This window comes from Halomonas sp. AOP13-D3-9, from assembly GCF_052379125.1.
In the GTDB taxonomy this organism is placed as follows: Bacteria; Pseudomonadota; Gammaproteobacteria; order Pseudomonadales; family Halomonadaceae; genus Vreelandella.
This window is the reverse complement of the sequence record NZ_JBQSYH010000029.1, coordinates 24,867-43,215: the sequence shown is the minus strand read 5'-3', so window position 1 is coordinate 43,215 and position 18,349 is coordinate 24,867. Positions and strand designations below refer to the sequence as shown.

The window sequence follows — 18,349 nt, the reverse complement described above, 5'->3', positions numbered from 1 at the left end:
GAAGGATATGGTATTGGCGGTCATGCAGTTCTTGATATTCCAAATGAACCGGGCTGTTTGCGATGTGCTTATGTTGAGCCAAATAGTGGGGGGCGTGGTCTAGCATCCAACCTCAATTTTATAGAAGCTAACCAAGATGTAGTTAAAAACTACGCTGGTTGTGGCGAGATGTTTATCCCGTATGGCGCAATCAGCTCCACACAAACTGCTCTTCTCGCTGCAGAGCTGGCTGTCGGTTATCTGGAAAAAAAGTTGACAGAGTCAAAGAAGATTAGCTGGAGAGGCGATAGCTCCGATGCAGAGCGTGAAGGACTTAATCTGACTCAAAGGTATCAAATTTTTACATCCTCTTTGAAAAAGCTGCCTTTACGGAATCCTCAATGTGATGTTTGCCAGCCCAAAGATTACATCACCTTTCAAAGCATGTGTGGAAAGCGCCTTCATCTACCTCAGGCTCTTCATCAGAAATTGTCTACCTACCGGCAAGAAGAACCAACATCTTTAGAGTCAGCTGGGCTTCTCGTTGGGTATTACAACCAGGTCGATGAAGTCCTGATAGATACCTTTACTACTCCAAAAGTATCCGATAAAAGAACTCGGACGACATTCAAGCTAGATGCATTGGCTCATCAGGCAGAAATTGAGAAAGCCTATACTGAATCAGATCGTTTGTTAGGCTACGTTGGAACCTGGCATACTCACCCTCAAGATGTACCGCGTCCTTCAAGCCCTGATAAAACTGACTGGCTTACCCATGTGCAGGACAACCCTGATCGCTTACTATTTTTTATTGTCGTAGGTATAAAAACGACATCGGTTTATACCTTAGAGAAGGGAGACGTTATTGAGCTATTGATCGTTTAGGAGTATGAGGGTTAACTTGGAGAAATTGCTCTAATAACTATTATCTACTGTCGTGATGAATACGATAGTAGATATGGATTTTAAAATAACAGCTTTCATCGGTTGTTACATTTTTAAAATTAATGTTTATATTAATATATGTGCTAACTTATTGGTAATAATATCGAGGGTGATTTAATGAATAATAAGGAAAGTCAGTTTTTTAATCAAACAGAGGCTTCTCCAATTGATTCGCCAGATGCTTTTTCTCAGTACCTTACCAATCTTAAAGAGCTAGTGAGCTGGGATGGAGTAGGTGTTTTAACAGATGAGAATAATAGGAATACTGTTATTTTACTTGTTTGTAGTGAAAGTGTGGTAGCTGCTTTAAGATTGTGTCTACAGCCACATGATACAGCAAAATGTTTATCAAAATTATCTGTGGGTAAAGATTTTTTTATTTATAGGAGTGCTCAAGGTTATCAAATAAAAAGGGAAGACCTGTTAACATTAGAATCAATAGGTAGTGTATGGGCTAGAGCGGAAAGGCAAAGTGCTAATATAAAGTTCAAGGAGTTGAAGGATTTATTTGTACGTTTTGAGGATGGCCGGAAGCAAAAAGGCAGAGGAAAAGATTTTACTGCTGATACAAAAAATTCAGTCTGGAGAGAAAGCTTCAGTCGGTGCATGTTCACCGGATGCGGTGAGAAATTAGATCACGATACTATTTCTGGAACAACAGGAAATTATGCTTATTTAGCGCATAACGTTTCATCTTCAGAGCAGGGTGCCAGAGGAATAACAGAGCTGTCTAGTCAGCTTTCAAATGATCCTGAAAATATTTTGCTTCTATGTGACAAGCATCATCGACTTATAGATAAAGTGGCTGCAAGTGACTATACCGCTTCCATATTATCAGAAATGAAAAAAGATTTTAGTAGTGTTGCTAATAGCTTGCTGAATGGTCTTAAATACCAGCCAATTCCAGTTTACGCCGTACTATGGCCAGTAAATTCTCAAACTGTCTCACCACCCTCTCATCTTCAGGTTGCCAATAGCCTATCCAGAATCAAGCGAAGAGTGCACGAACAGATAAATATTTTGAGTGATAACGAAGACTTATTGAGTAGCTCGCCAGATATACTTTGGAGGTTGATGCCTGATTTGATTAATAATGCTGCAGAAAAAATAATCCAACAAATAAGGGGGTTCGGCTTCAATGCCGCTTTGTTTGGCTTTGGGCCAATTTCTGCACTTATTGGATTAGGTGCTAAGTTGGGTAATAAAAATAATGTTATACCTATGCTACGTTTTAGGGAAGAAGGGGGCTGGTCTTGGCCTAGTGATGTGGCAGTAGGGTGTTTTTATGAAATTGATGGGCTAGAAAGTTTAAAAGAAAACACCGATATCATCATGAATATCGTTTTAACTGCCGAGCCGCAAATTTTAATTTCTGCTTCGGAAGCTGTAAGTGCAGCGAAAAATGCTCAAATCATAACTATTAGAGCTACGAAAGAATTTATGGGTAATGGAGCAATTTCTCACCCTGAAGATGGCAAAGCTTTGACTGCTGAACTACAGTCTCTTTTACACAAGCTTAAATCTGAGTGCAATGTCAACACAATACACTTGTTCACTTGCGTTTCTAATGCAGCTGCTGTTTTTATTGGCCAAGCTTATGATGCTTACCACCCAGATGTTATCATTTATGATTTTGATAGCAGTACGATGGTGCCACGACTGAAATTAAAGAGCAAGTCTCATAAGTGCCAAGTAACTGTTTTTTAATGATAAGCAATGCATGTTGAAATTGGCTAATAATGTATGGAAAGTAAGTAGGGCTTTTTTTGCTTTTTGTTTCATGCGAAAAAATAGTCTTTAAGGCTGTGAGGGTTGAAAATGTAGTGGTCAAGTAAAACTGGCCACATGTTTATAGTTAATCTAGTAATTTTCCTCTGCCTGTCTTGGACTCATACCACCGTTATGCCGTTACCGGGCACCAGAAGCAATTTTTTGAGTAATCTATGAGCCTAATATAACCCATAATCGAATCATAAATTGATTCGAGCAGGTGCGGAAATCGGCTCAAGTATATCTAGAAACAGCGACGTTGGACGCATTTTAAGTGGGATGAATCCGCCTTGCGGCCTACGTTAAATGATGTGCGGCCCGGGTATTGGGTAAAACTGAGACGGTTCACGGTTAGGCCGATCTGGATGGAGGTCGATGCACTGAACCAGAATGCTATTCGTACCAGCGAAATCGAAGGTGAGCTCCGGGATGTTGGCTCTGTGAGGTCCGCCAGCTGGGATTAGAGCCGGCCGAATTAACCACTTGCATAACAGCACCAGAGTCTGAAGCGGTAGGCGGAGTAAGTGTTATTCGGTGATACTAGGTTAAGCAACTACCTAGGATGTCTCGGAAGTTCATCATGAAAATAGGCGTCAGCTCCGCTGTTGCCGTAACACCATCACCCCCGCGATTAAGATCATGCCCATACCCAGGCAAGTCATAGCATCGGGCACCTCGCTGAATAGCAGGTAGCCCCAAAGGCTGGCAAAGATGAGGTAGGCGTAATCAAAGGTGCCGATCAAAGCCGAAGGGGCAATTTGATAAGCCCTTGCCACCCCGGTATTCACAATGATCAGCAGTAGGGCGTAGGCGCTCACGATCAATAGCGCTGTGGCGTCTAGCGGTTGCCAACCGGCGAACAGGAATGGTGCGCGTTCGGCGAGCGATGCGGTGCTGTTGATTGCCACCAATACACTGAAGAGACTGCCTGCTGCCAGGAAGGCTAGATTTAATCCCAGGGTGAGAAGTAGGGGGTGTTCTCTTTGGCAGTGGTGGCGTGTGACCAGCATGGCTAGCGCATAAAAGAGGGCGGCAAGTACGGGTAGCAGTGTGGCAGGTGTGAAGGTGTCGCCGCCAGGGCGCAACACCACCACCACGCCCAGGAATCCGCAGAAGATGCCCAGCCACGCCTGGCGTGAAAGATGCTCGCCTGCCCCAAAAGCAGCCAGCACGGCAATAAACAGCGGTGTGGTGTAAATGGCGACCGCTGCCACCGAAAGCGGAATCAACGGCAGAGCTGTGTAGTAGGCTATCCACATCAGTAACAGCAGCAGGCTTCTTATCGCCACCCAGCGGCGTGATTTTACCTTGGGGCGGGGGCCTGAATGGCCAATGATCAACGCTAACAGTATCGGCAGCGATACTGATGACCCGATGACATAGAGTTGCCATAGCGACATACTGGCACTTAGATGCTTAACCAGGGCGTCGGTCAACGCCAGCAGAAACACAGCCCCCACGATAAGGCTTATGCCCTGTAGGATATTATCTTGTGGTTCAGCGGTGGCCTTCATTGCAGCGTTCCAGAGTTGAATTCCGCTCTAGAATGCCGCTGCCGCTAGCAGTGCTTCAAACGACTTCTGCGTCACAATGCATGAGCTCAGATTATGGATAACTTCATCAAGTCTCTTCCACCGCTGGCGACGCTGCGCCCCTTTGAAGCAGCCGCCAGGCTTGAAAGCTTTTCGCGCGCGGCCGATGAACTCTACCTGACCCAGGCGGCTATCAGCCGACAGATCCGTGCGCTGGAGGAAGATCTTGGCGTGATGCTTTTCGAGCGCCGTAATCGCAGTGTTTTTCTTACCCGTGAAGGGCGCGAGTTTGGCCGTACGGTCTCCCAGGCGTTGGAAAGTATTGCCACGGGGGCTCAGGGGCTGCGTGGCGACCCGGACGATAAGCGCGTCGTGCTGTTCTGCCAGTTATGCGAAGCGTTCTATTGGCTGATGCCACAGCTGGCTGACTTTAACCGTCGCTACCCTGAAATTGAGATTCAGCTGGCGACGTCGACACGGCCGATTACCGAATTTAGTGGCCGCTTCGACATTGCGCTGCAAACCAACGGGCGCCCCAGCGGCAGCCATCGATTGGTGTTTACCGCCGAGGACGAGATATTTCCGGTCTGCAGCCCAGCTTACTTGAAAGGGGCCACTACGCCGTTGAGTCTCAACGCTTTGCTGAACCAGCGGCTACTGCACCACCACGCTGACCCGGCGGATTGGCTAGAGTGGGATGATTGGTTGCGTGCCATGGGGCACTTTGAACTCTCATCAGCGGAGAGTGCTGTTTTCGACAGCTACCCACTGCTACTGCAAGCGGCTGTTGCGGGGCACGGTATCGCCTTGGGATGGCGGCGCACAACACAACGATTAATTGAAAATGGCGATCTGATCCGCCCGGTGGCCGAGAGCTTGCCCCAGCACGATGCCATCGCCCTATACACACGCCAGGGCGCACCCCAACGCGCAGGCAGCGAAGCGTTATTGGGTTGGCTGCGTGAGGTGTTGGGTGATGAGTGATGCTAAGGTTTGTACGAGCTCACAAAGAGCGTATCGACAAGATTATTACCCGCTGGCTTAAACGCCACTTGCAGCGGCTAGGGGCTGAGGTCGACCTCAATCAGCTCAACAGTTTGGTGGAGGATAAAGACATGTTGGCAGAAAATTTGGAAAACTGGGCTCAACAAGAACGTCAGGAAGGCGAGAAGCTAGGTATTGTGAAAGGCGAGAAGCTGGGTATTGAGAAAGGCGAAAAGCTGGGTATTGAGAAAACAGCCCGTAATCTGCTCAAGCTGGGTGTGCTTAGTGATGAGCAAATTGCTGAAGCGACCGGCTTGGCGTTAGATGAAGTGGCTAAGCTGCGCATTGAGGGGTAAGCGCTGATCTTTGCTTTCATTTCCGTATTCCCGATTTACACATTAAACGAAAGGGCAGTCCACAAGTGACGGCCCTTTCTGTATGTGGCTGCTGAGGATGGCAGACATTCCCCATGCCACGAAAGAACCTGATGCAGTGGTTCATATTCAGTAGTGAATAGCTGTTTGACGTGAATCAGAAGTGCGCGCTTAGCAAAACAAGCTAGTGGCAACCTGATTTCCTTTTGGCCTAAACGGCAGTCGCCGAATCCCGTGGGTAAGTAACTCTTGGGGGTTTTGAGCACGCTCCTTATTACGCCTTGTTGGCTCCCTTTTAGCATTTGTTTCTCATTCATTATTTTTGTTCTTTTTCGGTGGCCGCCAATTTAGTAGTTCGGCAATATCTTGCTCGCCTTTCACTTCTTTAACAATGCGCCTCTGTTGTGCATAGCGTTCGTACTCGACTAGCGCTTTGGCATCGGCATCTTTCTTACTCATACTGCCCGCATTGGTCAGTACATCGCGGTCATTAAATTGCAGGAATTGATCGAGCTTTTGCTGCCAGTCATTTAGAAATACCTGTTTGCGGCGGCTGGCTTGATCTTCTGCAAAATCCAGCCACATGCTGACGATACGGTTAAGTTCGCGAATTTCGTTTTCACTCAGGTAATTCTTGGCAGTAGTGACATCCTGCTTGCGTACCTCGGCTCCTTTTAAATGGGTGAGACCCATATTGGGTTTTGTGGCATCTGACCTGTAATAGATGAGCTCTGCAGCTGTATGGCCAGAACAGGCGTAATGCAGCTTGTTCTGTATGGTTTGAAAGAACTTAGTGGTTTCTTTCAACGATGGTTCATAATCTGCTGCAAGGGCGAAAATTTCACGTATACGCAGATAGACCCGGCGTTCGCTAGCCCGGATATCGCGAATCCGCTCCAGCATCTCATCGAAGTAATCTGGCGCTGTAGAGTGGCCAACGGGCGGGCTTTTCAACCGCTCATCGTCCATGACAAAGCCTTTGGTGATGTATTCTGCGAGAGTTCGTGTCGCCCACTTTCGAAATTGGGTACCGCGGGGTGAACGAACGCGGTAGCCTACGGCAATGACCATAGGCAAGGCATAGAGCAATGTCAGATACTCCTTGCCATCTGCGGCAGTTGTAAACTTGCGGTTTACAACTGCCTCCTCAGCGAGCTCACCTTCTGACAAAACCGCTTTCACATGTTTGCCGATATTCTGTTTGCTTGATTGGTATAGGTCTGCCATTTCTAGCTGGGTCAGCCACACTTGGCCACCTATTTCGCGAAGCACCAGTTGAGCTTCACCATCGTCGGTGGTGTAGAGAATCAGGTCGTTGTCGGCCATCTTAGCTCCCTGCTCCGGTAATCTCACGCTGGGCAACCACTTTGTCGATCATTGCCTTAACTGCGCGATCTATGGCTGAGTCTGCTGTGTAATCGGCTAAAGTTGCTAGATTTGCGCGCCGTTCATCAACAAGTTGTTTGGCTTTTCCCTTTGCACCACGCTTGTTTGCAGGATAGACCGCAATCGAGTGGCCGCCCTGATCTTTCACCAAGCGCATGCTGGGAATGTCAGTTTCGCCGTCACCTATAAATAGCATGTTTTGGAAGGGGACTGGGCGGTTATCAGGTTCGACAAATTTATTAATGATCGAGTTGTCGTGTACGTCGAGACTACCCTTATATAAGACAGGATTTCATCAGCATCCTGCTCTTTGGCTATGCGCTTGGCATCCTGCCAAAATTCACTAGGCTTGACACGTAATGCAGGCATAAAGTTGTGCTCCTGCATATTACCAGGAGCTAAAATACCATCAAAATCATAGGCAATAACAAACGGGGTGAGTTTTTTGGCCATCTAATTGCCTCTTCAATGTTGGTTTTAACTCTACGCATGCCCTCCAGCAATAGCTGCATCAAGTTTTTTTCGACTATTGAGTCTATTCTGCCAAATTTCAATTAGTGCGCGGCTATATTATGAGCCAAATATAAACCATAATTGGCTCATAAAATGATCTGAATAGGTGGGATGAGTCTGTTCTTTGGCCTGCATTGTTCGAAGAAAAATTGAGGACATGGTGTGGTCAGTATCACGAAGGCTTCCACAAATCGCCAGGGGCTGCAGCAAGCTGTGGATCGTATTGTGGCGATTATCCAGGCCGATCTTCATAAAGAACGTATAGATAAGATTATTACCCGCTGGCTTAAACGCCACTTGCAGCGGCTCGGGGCTGAGGTCGACCTCAATCAGCTCAACAGTTTGGTGGAGGATAAAGACATGTTGGCAGAAAATTTGGAAAATTGGGCTCAGCAAGAGCGTCAGGAAGGCGAGAAGCTGGGTATTGAGAAAGGCGAAAAGCTGGGTATTGAGAAAACAGCCCGTAATCTGCTCAAGCTGGGTGTGCTTAGTGATGAGCAAATTGCTGCCTCAATGGTTGTCAATTGACAACCATTTAGGAGGGCTTCATACTCAGAGGCAAATAATGACTCGTCCAGCACATCCGAAAAAAGAGATCGAAACTGCCCTCAAACATGCGGAAGCGGAGGGCTGGCGAGTTGAAGTCGGCGGTAGTCACGCCTGGGGCAAGTTTTACTGTCCCGATAATGATGATGAATGCCGCTGCGGTGAGTTTTGTATCGCGAGCGTGTGGAGTACACCGAAAAATCCCGGCAGCCACGCCCGGGCAATTCGGAGAGTGGTGGACAAGTGCTCGACCCACAAGCGTCGAGACAAAGCGGAGCCGGAGGGTTGAAGAATGGAATATGTTTTTACGCTGAAATACCAACTGGCTGATAGTGACTCCGACCTAGATGCGCTGGTGGAGCGTTTGGGCACGGCCGGTTGCGATGATGCGCTGGTGGGCGTGGGGCAGCCGGGCCGCTTGGCGCTGGAATTCTCTCGTGAAGCGGGCAGCGCCGCGGAAGCGGTTCGCACTGCCCTGGTTGACGTAAAAAAAGCGATCCCTTCCGCGCGGCTGATCGAGGCTTCGCCGGATCTTGTTGGCCTGACGGATGTCGCAGACGTTGTGGGTGTTTCCCGTCAGGCAATGCGGAAGTTGATGCTTACCCATCGAGCGACTTTTCCTGTGCCGGTTCACGAAGGTAGTGCCTCAATCTGGCACCTGGCGGAGGTGCTTTACTGGCTGATGACCCGAGGGGGCTACCAAATTGATGCTGCTGTGCTGGAGACTGCGAAAATGGCATTGGAAGTGAATATAGCCAAAGAGGCAATCCGCCATCCGGTTCGTAGCCGCGAGGAAATGGAATTGCTGACCGCGTAGCCAACAGCGCAACAGTTTGATGGAGGATAAAGACATGTTGGCAGAAAATTTGGAAAATTGGGCTCAGCAAGAGCGTCAGGAAGGCGAGAAGCTAGGTATTGTGAAAGGCGAGAAGCTGGGTATTGAGAAAACAGCCCGTAATCTGCTCAAGCTGGGTGTGCTTAGTGATGAGCAAATTTCTGAAGCGACAGGCTTGGCGTTAGGTGAAGTGGTTTAGATTCAGTAATGAATAGCCGTTTGACGTGAATCAGTAGCGAGTTCAGGATATAGCTAATAGGCTCACGTATAGTGATCAAAAAGTCTTTTAGGTAAACCCCGTAATTACTAGACGGCGTTTTTGAAATCCGTATTATGTTCACTATGAGTGAGCAAAAACCGTTAAAATTAAACCGGTTGCTAGCCAATCTCGGAGACACGGATTTAGTCTCCAGCCGCTGGCTGCAGGCGCATGGCTATTCGAGAAGCCTTGTGGCGCGCTATGTCGCCAGCGGTTGGCTGGTGTCTCCGGCGCGTGGCGTCTATCTGAGAAAGGGAGGGCGGCTGCAGTGGCAGGGCGTAGTGCGAAGCCTGCAAGAGCGGGAGAGCTTGGCGTTATACGTCGGCGGGCGCTTCGCGTTGGCAATGCAAGGGTATGAACACTACCTGCGGCTCGGCGAAGCTGCCACGGTAACGCTTTACGGGTCTACTCGACCGCCTGGTTGGCTTAGCCAGTTGGCTATGCCTGATCGATTTGAGTTCTGCGGCAAGCCTCCCTTTGACTGGCCGTTGTCTGATTTCACTGTGGATACGCAGAAGGATCAGCTACTTGAGCAGGGCCTTAAGCGGCAAGAGGTGCTTTCTGGTGCAGGAACTATCGTTTGTTCTACGCCGGAGCGCGCGATTCTGGAACTGTGCAATGGCACCTCCGGCGCGGCGTTGGTCTATGGAGCCGATACGTTAATGCAAAGTTTGACAACATTGAGCCCAAAGCGCGTGACAGCGTTGTTGCGCCATTGCAGCAGCATCAAGGCAAAGCGACTGTTTCTCACCTTGGCGGATCGGTACCAGCATGCATGGCTAAAACGAATCTCGTTAGATGGGGTGGATCTCGGCAGCGGTAAACGCGTTCTGGTGCCCGGTGGTCGTCTATACCCGACTTATCAGATCACGTTACCGAGGGACTTGGATGAGCACTTGGGATAAACGCTACATCGCAAGCGTTTCGAGGATAAGCGTCGGGCAGGTAGTCTTCAATTAGAACAAGTGTTGACGCGGCTTTGCTATCAGTAATTAGATTGAGAGCCTTTACTTTTCATGAATCGCCGATCCACCGCTTCGATGTTCGGTGGTGTGAGAGGAGGAGGGGAGGCGACTCCCCTCTCCTGCTTGATGTCGCCCGGAATGGCCATCGACCGTGGCTGTTTTTCACGGCTGGCGAAAGTTTCCCTTCTTTACTGACAGGCCGCCGCGACGGCATCGCCATCGGTAGAGACAGTAGGCCGCGTTTTCACGCCGACGAGCACCAGGGCGGCAGCGGCCAGCAATAGCGTGCCGGCCGTCGCGCACACACCAAGCACGCCGCTGATATCGAACATCACGCCACCGACGGCGGCGCCCAGCGCGATCGCCAGCTGGATCGAGGCGACGATGAGACCACCGCCGCTTTCGGCTTCATCCGGCACGACACGGGTGATCCAGGTCGACCAGGCGACCGGTACAGCGCCGAAGGCGAAGCCCCACAGCGCCACCATGAAGATATCGGTGCCCATCGAGTAACCGCCCAGTGTGGCCAGCAACCAGCCCAGTACCCCCATGATCAGCGGCATCAGCAGCAGCGTCAGGCGCAGGCTACGCTCCAGCAGGTAACCCGCCGCTAGCGTGCCGACAAAGTTCGCGACACCGAACGCCAACAGGGTCGAAGAGAGCTCGTTGATACCCATCCGGGATACGCCTTCGAGAAACGGACGAATATAGGTAAAGAAGGCGAAATGGCCGCAGAACACCAGCAGAATGGCGACGATGCCGACCGCCATGCCCGGCCGCTTGATGACGCTCACCAGCGTGCCGAGCGGCGTCGGGCGTCCGGGTGCCATCCGCGGCAGAGTGAAGTACTGCAGCACCAGCGTCAGCACCGAGAGCGCTGTCGCCAGCAGAAAAACATTGCGCCAGCCGATCATGTCGCCGAGATAGCTGCCCAACGCGGCGGCGCTGATGGTGGCAATGGGCACGCCAGTGAACAGCAACGACAGCGCGCGCGGCACGTCATGTTCCGACACCAGCCGCATGACCGTGGCGGCAGAGAGCGCCCAGAACCCGCCCAGCGCTACCCCGAGCAGTACCCGCCCGACCAGCAACCAGGCTAGATGCGGCGCGAATGCGACGATCAGGTTGGCGGCGATCATCAGCACGGAGAGCGCCAGCAGCACGTGGCGACGGTCGAGTCGCTGTGTGACGGAGGTCACCAGTAAGCTGGCGAGCAGCGCCACCACCGCGGTGACCGTGACGGCCTGTCCGGCCTGCCCTGCGCTGATCATCAGCGAATCCGCCATCGGCGTTAGCAGACTGGCCGGCAGAAATTCAGCCATCACTAGGCTGAACACGCCCATCGTCAGCGAAAACACGGCGATCCAGCGCGATGGGGTCTGCGACTCGTGTGTCGAATGTTGAGGTTCGTATGTCGTCATTTCGATACTTCCGATTAAGACTTGGGATGACGCGTAGGTTAAAGTATTAGCTCAAGACCCTCTATCACTATGAGTACGGTATGTTTGATAAAACGTCCGAAAGTTTCGCCACTGTTGGCTCTGAGATCAGCTCCAGCGAATGGATCAACGAATTGTTGCTTGGCATGCGCTTGTCCGGGTTGAGCTATCGGCATGTCCAGGTAGCGCCGCCCTTTGGCATTCATTTCGAGACCGACGCCAACTGTGCGCAATTTCACTTTATCGCCCGGGGGGCTGTCATCCTGCGGCTTGGCGGCGAGGAACAGATGCTGGAGACCGGCGATGCCATACTCCTGCCTCGCGGTGGCCAGCACTGCCTGCTTTCTTCGCCCGAGGTGATGAGTCGCGACATCGAACAGATCGACTCACTGCCGGTGTGTGATAACTTTAGTTGCGTCAACGAGTGCCCGGACACTGCAGATGGCGCTCCATCGGTGCGTCTATTCAGCGGCTTCATGCAGTTCGATCTCGGCGGTATGCAACCGCTGGTCTCGATGATGCCTGACGTCATGCATGTGGGGACGCTGCTGTCGCGCTATCCGGAGGTGTTGCCGATGCTGGAAGCGATGGCGCGTGAAGCGAGTCTCAAACGGGCCGGTTCTGCTGGCATTCTCTCCCGGTTGGCGGATGTGGTAGCCGCCAGCATCGTGCGAGGCTGGGTTGAGTGTGGCTGCGGTGATATCGGTGGCTGGGTCGAGGCGCTGCGCGATCCGCGTCTGGGTAAAGTCATCGCCGCTGTCCACCGCGAGCCCGGGCGTGACTGGACAGTGGCCACCATGGCGGCGGAGGCGGGCAGCTCTCGCTCGGTGTTCGCCGAACGCTTCCGCAGCTCACTGGGTATCTCGCCGCTCGGCTATGTCACCCAACTGCGTATGCGCTTGGCCACGAGATGGATTGCCGAGCGGCAGCTATCCATTGATCAGATCGCCTGGCGCCTGGGCTACGGCTCTCAGGCCGCCTTTAGTCGCGCTTTCAAGCGGTCGACTGGGCAGACGCCGGGAAAGTTGAGACACGGTCAAGCGCCCGGTTTAAGCGTGGCACGCCTAGACCGGTAGTGGTGGCGGGTGATCGTGGTGTAGCTCGACGGTCAGTCAGATCAGCCGTTTGGTGGAGGATAAAGACATGTTGGCAGAAAATTTGGAAAACTGGGCGCAGCAAGAACGCGAGAAAGGCGAAAAGCTGGGTATTGAGAAAACAGCCCGTAATCTGCTTAAGCTGGGAGTGCTGAGTGATGAGCAGATTGCTGAAGCGACAGGTCTGGCACTAGATGGAGTGGCGAAGCTGCGCACTGAAGGTAAGTGCTAATCTGCTTTAATTTCCGTATTCCCGATTCACTTATAGAACGGAAGGGCATTCCAAGTGACAGTCCTTTACTTTGTAGTACATTTCTCTATCCGATTAATGTATTCATCGAAAAAACGTCCACGAAATCTCCGGTTCTTACTTGTTCAGCCCCTTGAGCAAGGTGTTTAAGCAGTGTCTCAAATCCATTTGCAGGTAACTCAGTAGCTATGTGCGTTACTATCAGCACCTGTTATTCACGGAGGAAGAACCCATGGCCATAGGCGGCTTGATAGGATTACTGGATGACATTGCCGCATTGGCGAAGTTGTCCGCAGCATCACTGGACGATGTGAGTGCCGCCGCGGGGCGTGCGACGGCGAAGGCGGCCGGGGTGGTGGTGGATGATACAGCGGTGACGCCGCAATATTTGCAAGGAGTGACAGCGGAGCGGGAACTGGCGATTGTGAAGAAGATCGCGCTGGGGTCGATTCGCAACAAGCTGATTTTTATACTGCCGGTGGCGCTGCTACTGAATCACTTTTTGCCCGCGCTATTGCCGATCATCCTGATGGTAGGTGGCACCTACCTGGCCTTTGAAGGCGCTGAGAAGGTGTGGCACAAGCTCTCTGGCCAGCATGACGACGACAAACCCGCGGTAGAAAAGGGGCCGGAAGCCGAGAAAAAGATCGTGAGTGGTGCCATTCGTACCGACCTGATTCTGTCCGCCGAAATCATGGTGATCGCACTTTCAACCGTTTCCCATCAAGGGTTCTGGTCGCAGATGGTGAGCCTGGTAGTGGTCGCGTTTGTCATCACTATACTGGTGTATGGCGTGGTGGCGCTGTTGGTCAGAATGGATGATATCGGCCTGAGGCTCGCTCAGCGGGATAATTCGGGAATACAGACACTGGGCCGTGGTCTGGTGACAGCCATGCCCAAGGTGCTAGCGACCATCTCGGTGGTGGGCACCGTCGCGATGCTCTGGGTGGGTGGGCATATCCTGATGGCCAATCTGGGGGCCGATGGCACGGGTTGGTTTAACGCGCCCTATGAATGGGTACACCACATCGAGCATGGCATTAGTGAGGCAACCGGTGCCTTGGGCGGCACGCTGGGCTGGAGCTTCAATACGCTGTGCTCTGCGGTGATTGGCTTTTTGGTGGGCTCGGTGGTGGTGGGGGCGTTGCACCTCGTTCCTAATAAGAAGGCGCATGTCGACTAAGGTTTACGTCGGTGTTTCCGGTGGTGCTTTTTAACGGCTCAGCGTGCTGAAAGTGACGGGGTCAGTGAACTCTGTTGGCTGCCTCCCTCGTGGATCTTGGCGCAGTGTTCTTATGTCGCGCGCAGGGGGCGCGCCAAACAGCCGAGCATATTCTCGGCTGAATTGTGACAGGCTCTCATAGCCAACCGATAAAGCGACGGCGGTGACACCACCAGATTCAGTGAAGAGCATTCTGCGCGCTTCATAGAGTCTGATCTGCTTTTGATACTGAAGGGGCGACAAGCTAACCGTCGCCTTGAAACGTCGATGAAAAGCCGAAGGGCTCATATTCACTGTCGCCGCAAGCTCCTCAACTCGGAATGCCGCTGCGTAGTTTTTGCGAATCCATGTGATCGCACTTCTGATTTGGAAAAAACGATCATCGATGCCTGCTATTTGTCTTAGCACCGCACCTTGTGGGCCGCGCAGCATTCGATACAGGATCTCGCGCTCAATGAGAGGCGCGATTAAGGCGATATCCTCCGGATGATCAGTAAGGCGAACCATCCTGTACCAAGCATCAGCCAGATCGTCACTCACTCGGTCGATGCAGAAACCTCTCGTCTCAGACATGCTTAAAGGACTATCAACCTTACACAATATCTCTGTGACTAAAGCACGGTCGAGCGATAGGCGCAAAGCCAAGTAGGGCGTGGTCGGACTCGATTCTACGACTTCCCCAATCACTGGCAGCTCGACGGATGTAATAAAGCTTTGGCCTGCCTGATAGTTGACGACTTGATCTCCGATGACAATCTTCTTGCTACCTTGCAGGATCAGGCTAATCAGGGGCTGATAGATCTCTGGAAAAAGCTCGGTCGGTTCGCAAACCCGGAGAATATCCAAACGCGGGATGTGAGTCTGGGTAAGCACGGATTTCGCACGTTTTTCTACCAGAGATCTGAGTTTTTCAATCGAATTATTCATGTCATTACTTCTAGCATGGCTTGCATGGCACATCCATGAATTAAGCAGGAATGTGCAATTTATAGGCTGGAATAGACACGCCACCGTTTAGGCGCCCTGTTATAAATATTGACGGTTCAGTTGGACTCTTTAAGGGACGCTCTAGCGTTTCAGTTCTGTTTATTTTCACAACGTCACGTCTTTAGAAAGGGAATGCGCTATGGAGCTTAAAAATTCGGTCGTCCTCGTGACGGGGGCTTCATCCGGTATTGGTGAAGCGATAGCACGTGCGGTCGTTCAAGCTGGCGCGCGTGCTTTGTTGTTGGCGAGACGTCAAGACCGGCTCGACGACTTGGCGTTAGAACTGGGAAATGATGTTCTTGCCTTACCCTGCGACGTCACCAGCCCAGCCGAGGTTCAAAAAGCTGTCCAGATCGCGCAGGAGCGATATGGTCGTATCGATGTCTTGGTCAACAATGCGGGACAGGGGCTATATGCCACGATTGAAGACATCGACATTGAAGATTTTCGGGGGCTACTAAATCTCAATACAGTTGCCCCTCTGATTATGATGCAAGCGGTGATTCCTCTTATGCGCAAACAAGGAGGCGGATGCATCGTCAATGTTAGCTCGGGTGCGACTTTAGCAACTTACCCAGGTGTGGCAGCTTATACGAGCTCAAAGTCAGCACTTAACATGATCTCGAAAGTTGCACGGCTTGAACTGGCGGATGCTGGCATCACCGTCTCGTTGATACACCCCTTCATGACCGCGACCGAGTTCTATGGCTCGGTGAAATCAGGCCTGAGCACGGCACAGGCGCAAGAGGTGGAGGCAACTTCGATAGCTCACCCTCCGTCATTGGTCGCGCAAATGATCGTCAACCTTATCAGGATGGGCGACGAAGAGACTGATCTCGTCCCGAGAGAATATGGGGGAAGTTTCGAGGGCTAAAAAGGGCCACTAAAGCAGCGACAAAAGCGAAGGCTGCGCCCCTGATAAGAAGGCGGTTCGCCTACGATCTGGCAGCTTGCTTGGGGTAATCGGCAACTGCACAGAAAAGCGCTCCGTTAGAAGGGTAATGGGGTTTGGGCGCAATCACGTTACTGCTTAAAAGTTCGTGAACTGGTGCTAAGGGGTCATTCAGAGACGCCCCCGCAGTTGTCGTGATACAGCGGGGCATCGGTGCCCAACGCCAGGCGCTTGGTGGCGTGGTTGTAGTAGAAGCGACCGGACTCGGCGCGTGAAAGCTCATAGTCGCCGCACACCCCATAGCCCTTGTTGACTTGCGTCAAGTGGGAGATTTCGGCCGGTGCCTGACTGTCGAGGCGTTCAGCTATCGTCGCGGCGATGTGGGCATCACGCTGGGCCTCGGAATAGGCCTGGCTACCGAACACCAGGCCAGCAACGACGAAAATGGCGACGACGGGAATCCATAGGTTATGCATAGAGTGTCCAGTGAGAGGATATAAACGCGCATGATGCAGCCGAAAAATTAGCGGCAAAAAAATTCTTTAGCTGGATAATAGCTTTTTGCCCACCCAATTTCATTGGTTGGCGAGTAGTTGGTTTACATAAGGATCCGCGCCAACCTTACGGCACTAAACTGCTTTATGTAGTGGTTCACTGATTCCGGACACCCATCGCCCCAGCACGATGCTATTGCCCTATACACATGTCAAGGCGCACCTCAGCGCCCAGGCAGCGAGGTATTATTGGGTTGGCTGCGTGAGGTGTTGAGTGATGAGCAGATTGCTGAAGCGATAGGCTTGGCGCTAGGTGAAGTGGCAAAGCTGCGTACTGAAGGTCAGCGCTGATCCGTGCTTTCATTTACGTATTCCCGCTTCACACATAAAACGAAAGGGCAGTCCAAGTGGCTGCCCTTTCTGTATTTGGTTGCTGAGGATGGCAGACATTCCCCATGCCATGAAATAACCTGATGCAATGGTTCATAGTCAGTAATGAATAGCCGTTTTGGCGGATCAGTAGTACCCGCTCAGCAAAGAAGCCGGTGTGACCATAATCTGATTGTCTTTTGGCCACAAAAGCAGCCTCTTGACCAAATATGTCAGCAATTGGTGCGGGAGTGTTCTTCATGGGATTAGTTATCCAGGCATCGCTTTGCGGTTTCAAAGTATCCTCAAAGTGTACGTACATCTGAAAAGCAGTATTCAAATGCTTGCCTTTTGCATCCAGTATACTATATTGAATGCAGTTGGAGCGCAGCTGCGCTTACCACATGCAATAGGAGTTTGGGCTATGGGCATGATGACTATTAGAAGCATTCCTGACGAAGTACACAATGCACTAAAAGCGCGAGCCAAGCAGAATCACCGCAGCGCCGAGGCTGAGGTGCGGGCCATTCTGGAAGAGATCACACGGCCAGAAAGTCGCCTCAAAATGGGCGATGCCCTGGCTGATTTGGGTCGCAAGATCGGGTTGACCAATGAAGACGTTGCGGTCTTTGAAAAGGTGCGTGACAAGACGCCTGCTGAACCGATGAGGTTTGAATGATCGTTCTGGATACCAATGTCGTTTCCGAGGCGATGAAACCCGAGCCTGATCCAGCCGTCAGAGCTTGGCTTAATGAGCAGTCGGCTGAAACGTTATACCTGTCTAGTGTCACACTTGCAGAGTTGTTATTTGGTATTGCGGCGCTGCCCAACGGGAAGCGCAAGGACATGTTGAGCGAGACCTTGGGCGGCCTTGTGGAGTTGTTCAGAGGGCGGATTTTGTCCTTTGACGTTGACGCCGCTCGCAAGTATGCAGAGCTAGCCGTGACAGCCAGAACCGCCGGGCGTGGTTTTCCTGTGCCGGATGGCTACATTGCTGCTATTGCCGTATCACAAGGCTATCAAGTCGCCTCCCGAGATATGGCTCCTTTTGAGGCGGCCAATGTGGACGTCATTAACCCTTTTGAAGCCTAACTGGTGCGGTCTGCCGGGCACTTTAATTGCTTAACAAATTCTTCTTACCCCAACATACCCTCCGACTAGCCCATGAGCCGAATATAAACCTTATTCGGCTCATAAGATGATCTGAATAGATGATGCAGTCGGCTCATGTATATTTGGGAATAGCACCACTGGCCGTCTTTTTAACGGAGTAACTGCGCGCTGCCTCAAAGCCTTCAAGTAGCGCGCTCTGTTCGACCCCCAAGCCCTCGATGCAAAAGCTGTTCAAAAACTGCCGGGCGGCAAAGAGCTGCCGGTCTGATCCTGCCAAGAATTAACTAAGAGGACGATAGCTTCAAAGCGATTCAGACTGTGCGCTCACAACGGTGTCTTTGCCATGCCACCACAGTGCTGAACGAGCGGTAAATCAAAGTCACTTAGATGCACGACGCTGG

22 protein-coding genes are annotated in these 18,349 nt (G+C 51.5%); 14 read left to right on the top strand and 8 right to left on the bottom strand.

Going from position 1 to position 18,349, the window contains the following annotated elements:
• Together ACT3UM_RS23415 and ACT3UM_RS23410 are read left to right on the top strand one after the other, a co-directional pair.
• On the top strand, nucleotides 1-864 hold an 864-nt coding region (locus ACT3UM_RS23415; protein ID WP_498902411.1), incomplete at its 5' end, for a Mov34/MPN/PAD-1 family protein.
• 177 nt (nucleotides 865-1,041) lie between these two features.
• Nucleotides 1,042-2,631, top strand: a complete 1,590-nt coding sequence (locus ACT3UM_RS23410; protein ID WP_498902410.1) for an SAVED domain-containing protein — start codon at nucleotides 1,042-1,044, stop codon at nucleotides 2,629-2,631.
• A 656-nt stretch (nucleotides 2,632-3,287) separates the two neighbouring features.
• On the opposite strand, the gene ACT3UM_RS23405 is transcribed toward ACT3UM_RS23410, so the two are convergent.
• Complete coding sequence (locus tag ACT3UM_RS23405; RefSeq protein ID WP_498902409.1) at nucleotides 3,288-4,208, bottom strand: DMT family transporter; 921 nt, start codon at nucleotides 4,206-4,208, stop codon at nucleotides 3,288-3,290.
• A 93-nt stretch (nucleotides 4,209-4,301) separates the two neighbouring features.
• Here ACT3UM_RS23405 and ACT3UM_RS23400 point away from each other — a divergent pair, with 93 nt between their 5' ends.
• The gene (locus ACT3UM_RS23400) at nucleotides 4,302-5,210 is read left to right on the top strand and encodes a LysR substrate-binding domain-containing protein (protein WP_498902408.1); all 909 of its coding nucleotides are present in this window, start codon (nucleotides 4,302-4,304) and stop codon (nucleotides 5,208-5,210) included.
• The gene (locus ACT3UM_RS23395) at nucleotides 5,210-5,566 is read left to right on the top strand and encodes a hypothetical protein (protein ID WP_498902407.1); all 357 of its coding nucleotides are present in this window, start codon (nucleotides 5,210-5,212) and stop codon (nucleotides 5,564-5,566) included. Before ACT3UM_RS23400 ends, ACT3UM_RS23395 begins: the two co-directional genes overlap by 1 nt.
• Before the next feature lie 327 nt (nucleotides 5,567-5,893).
• Here ACT3UM_RS23395 and ACT3UM_RS23390 read toward each other — a convergent pair whose 3' ends face one another.
• Genes ACT3UM_RS23390 through ACT3UM_RS23380 form a run of 3 tightly spaced genes read right to left on the bottom strand, consistent with a single transcriptional unit; the run spans nucleotide 5,894 to nucleotide 7,423 of the window.
• Entirely contained in the window at nucleotides 5,894-6,910 is a 1,017-nt protein-coding gene (locus ACT3UM_RS23390) for a virulence RhuM family protein (RefSeq protein WP_498902406.1), read from the bottom strand.
• 1 nt (nucleotide 6,911) lies between these two features.
• Nucleotides 6,912-7,127 (bottom strand): hypothetical protein, encoded by a 216-nt coding sequence (locus tag ACT3UM_RS23385; RefSeq protein WP_498902405.1) that lies wholly within the window; start codon nucleotides 7,125-7,127, stop codon nucleotides 6,912-6,914.
• A 26-nt stretch (nucleotides 7,128-7,153) separates the two neighbouring features.
• The gene (locus ACT3UM_RS23380; RefSeq protein ID WP_498902404.1) at nucleotides 7,154-7,423 is read right to left on the bottom strand and encodes a hypothetical protein; all 270 of its coding nucleotides are present in this window, start codon (nucleotides 7,421-7,423) and stop codon (nucleotides 7,154-7,156) included.
• Between the two features lie 222 nt (nucleotides 7,424-7,645).
• Here ACT3UM_RS23380 and ACT3UM_RS23375 point away from each other — a divergent pair, with 222 nt between their 5' ends.
• The 4 genes from ACT3UM_RS23375 (at nucleotide 7,646) to ACT3UM_RS23360 (ending at nucleotide 10,028) form a co-directional block, all read left to right on the top strand.
• Nucleotides 7,646-8,011: an RpnC/YadD family protein gene (locus ACT3UM_RS23375; RefSeq protein ID WP_498902403.1), complete on the top strand. Its 366-nt coding sequence runs from the start codon at nucleotides 7,646-7,648 to the stop codon at nucleotides 8,009-8,011.
• A 310-nt stretch (nucleotides 8,012-8,321) separates the two neighbouring features.
• The gene (locus ACT3UM_RS23370; RefSeq protein ID WP_498902402.1) at nucleotides 8,322-8,846 is read left to right on the top strand and encodes a helix-turn-helix transcriptional regulator; all 525 of its coding nucleotides are present in this window, start codon (nucleotides 8,322-8,324) and stop codon (nucleotides 8,844-8,846) included.
• A 34-nt stretch (nucleotides 8,847-8,880) separates the two neighbouring features.
• The gene (locus ACT3UM_RS23365; RefSeq protein ID WP_498902401.1) at nucleotides 8,881-9,063 is read left to right on the top strand and encodes a hypothetical protein; all 183 of its coding nucleotides are present in this window, start codon (nucleotides 8,881-8,883) and stop codon (nucleotides 9,061-9,063) included.
• A 143-nt stretch (nucleotides 9,064-9,206) separates the two neighbouring features.
• Complete coding sequence (locus tag ACT3UM_RS23360; protein ID WP_498902400.1) at nucleotides 9,207-10,028, top strand: type IV toxin-antitoxin system AbiEi family antitoxin domain-containing protein; 822 nt, start codon at nucleotides 9,207-9,209, stop codon at nucleotides 10,026-10,028.
• A 248-nt stretch (nucleotides 10,029-10,276) separates the two neighbouring features.
• Here the strand turns inward: ACT3UM_RS23360 and ACT3UM_RS23355 are convergent, their stop codons facing one another.
• The gene (locus ACT3UM_RS23355; RefSeq protein ID WP_498902399.1) at nucleotides 10,277-11,509 is read right to left on the bottom strand and encodes an MFS transporter; all 1,233 of its coding nucleotides are present in this window, start codon (nucleotides 11,507-11,509) and stop codon (nucleotides 10,277-10,279) included.
• An 80-nt stretch (nucleotides 11,510-11,589) separates the two neighbouring features.
• Between ACT3UM_RS23355 and ACT3UM_RS23350 the strand changes: the two genes are divergently transcribed.
• The 3 genes from ACT3UM_RS23350 to ACT3UM_RS23340 all read left to right on the top strand — a co-directional run bounded on the left by ACT3UM_RS23350 (nucleotide 11,590) and on the right by ACT3UM_RS23340 (nucleotide 14,054).
• Entirely contained in the window at nucleotides 11,590-12,603 is a 1,014-nt protein-coding gene (locus ACT3UM_RS23350) for an AraC family transcriptional regulator (RefSeq protein ID WP_498902398.1), read from the top strand.
• A 67-nt stretch (nucleotides 12,604-12,670) separates the two neighbouring features.
• Nucleotides 12,671-12,853, top strand: a complete 183-nt coding sequence (locus ACT3UM_RS23345) for a hypothetical protein (protein WP_498902397.1) — start codon at nucleotides 12,671-12,673, stop codon at nucleotides 12,851-12,853.
• A 250-nt stretch (nucleotides 12,854-13,103) separates the two neighbouring features.
• Complete coding sequence (locus ACT3UM_RS23340; protein WP_498902396.1) at nucleotides 13,104-14,054, top strand: DUF808 domain-containing protein; 951 nt, start codon at nucleotides 13,104-13,106, stop codon at nucleotides 14,052-14,054.
• Between the two features lie 30 nt (nucleotides 14,055-14,084).
• Here the strand turns inward: ACT3UM_RS23340 and ACT3UM_RS23335 are convergent, their stop codons facing one another.
• Entirely contained in the window at nucleotides 14,085-15,020 is a 936-nt protein-coding gene (locus tag ACT3UM_RS23335) for an AraC family transcriptional regulator (RefSeq protein ID WP_498902395.1), read from the bottom strand.
• Between the two features lie 199 nt (nucleotides 15,021-15,219).
• Between ACT3UM_RS23335 and ACT3UM_RS23330 the strand changes: the two genes are divergently transcribed.
• A complete protein-coding gene (locus ACT3UM_RS23330; RefSeq protein ID WP_498902394.1) occupies nucleotides 15,220-15,954 on the top strand; it encodes an SDR family oxidoreductase in 735 nt (244 codons plus the stop codon).
• Nucleotides 15,955-16,139: 185 nt separating this feature from the next.
• Here ACT3UM_RS23330 and ACT3UM_RS23325 read toward each other — a convergent pair whose 3' ends face one another.
• Both ACT3UM_RS23325 and ACT3UM_RS23320 read right to left on the bottom strand, forming a co-directional pair.
• Nucleotides 16,140-16,448: a hypothetical protein gene (locus ACT3UM_RS23325; RefSeq protein ID WP_498902393.1), complete on the bottom strand. Its 309-nt coding sequence runs from the start codon at nucleotides 16,446-16,448 to the stop codon at nucleotides 16,140-16,142.
• 397 nt (nucleotides 16,449-16,845) lie between these two features.
• Complete coding sequence (locus tag ACT3UM_RS23320; RefSeq protein ID WP_498902392.1) at nucleotides 16,846-17,175, bottom strand: hypothetical protein; 330 nt, start codon at nucleotides 17,173-17,175, stop codon at nucleotides 16,846-16,848.
• Nucleotides 17,176-17,259: 84 nt separating this feature from the next.
• Here ACT3UM_RS23320 and ACT3UM_RS23315 point away from each other — a divergent pair, with 84 nt between their 5' ends.
• The gene (locus ACT3UM_RS23315; protein ID WP_022519784.1) at nucleotides 17,260-17,514 is read left to right on the top strand and encodes a FitA-like ribbon-helix-helix domain-containing protein; all 255 of its coding nucleotides are present in this window, start codon (nucleotides 17,260-17,262) and stop codon (nucleotides 17,512-17,514) included.
• On the top strand, nucleotides 17,511-17,927 hold the full coding sequence (locus ACT3UM_RS23310) for a type II toxin-antitoxin system VapC family toxin (protein ID WP_022519783.1): 417 nt from the start codon (nucleotides 17,511-17,513) through the stop codon (nucleotides 17,925-17,927). Before ACT3UM_RS23315 ends, ACT3UM_RS23310 begins: the two co-directional genes overlap by 4 nt.
• Nucleotides 17,928-18,349: the final 422 nt, after the last annotated feature.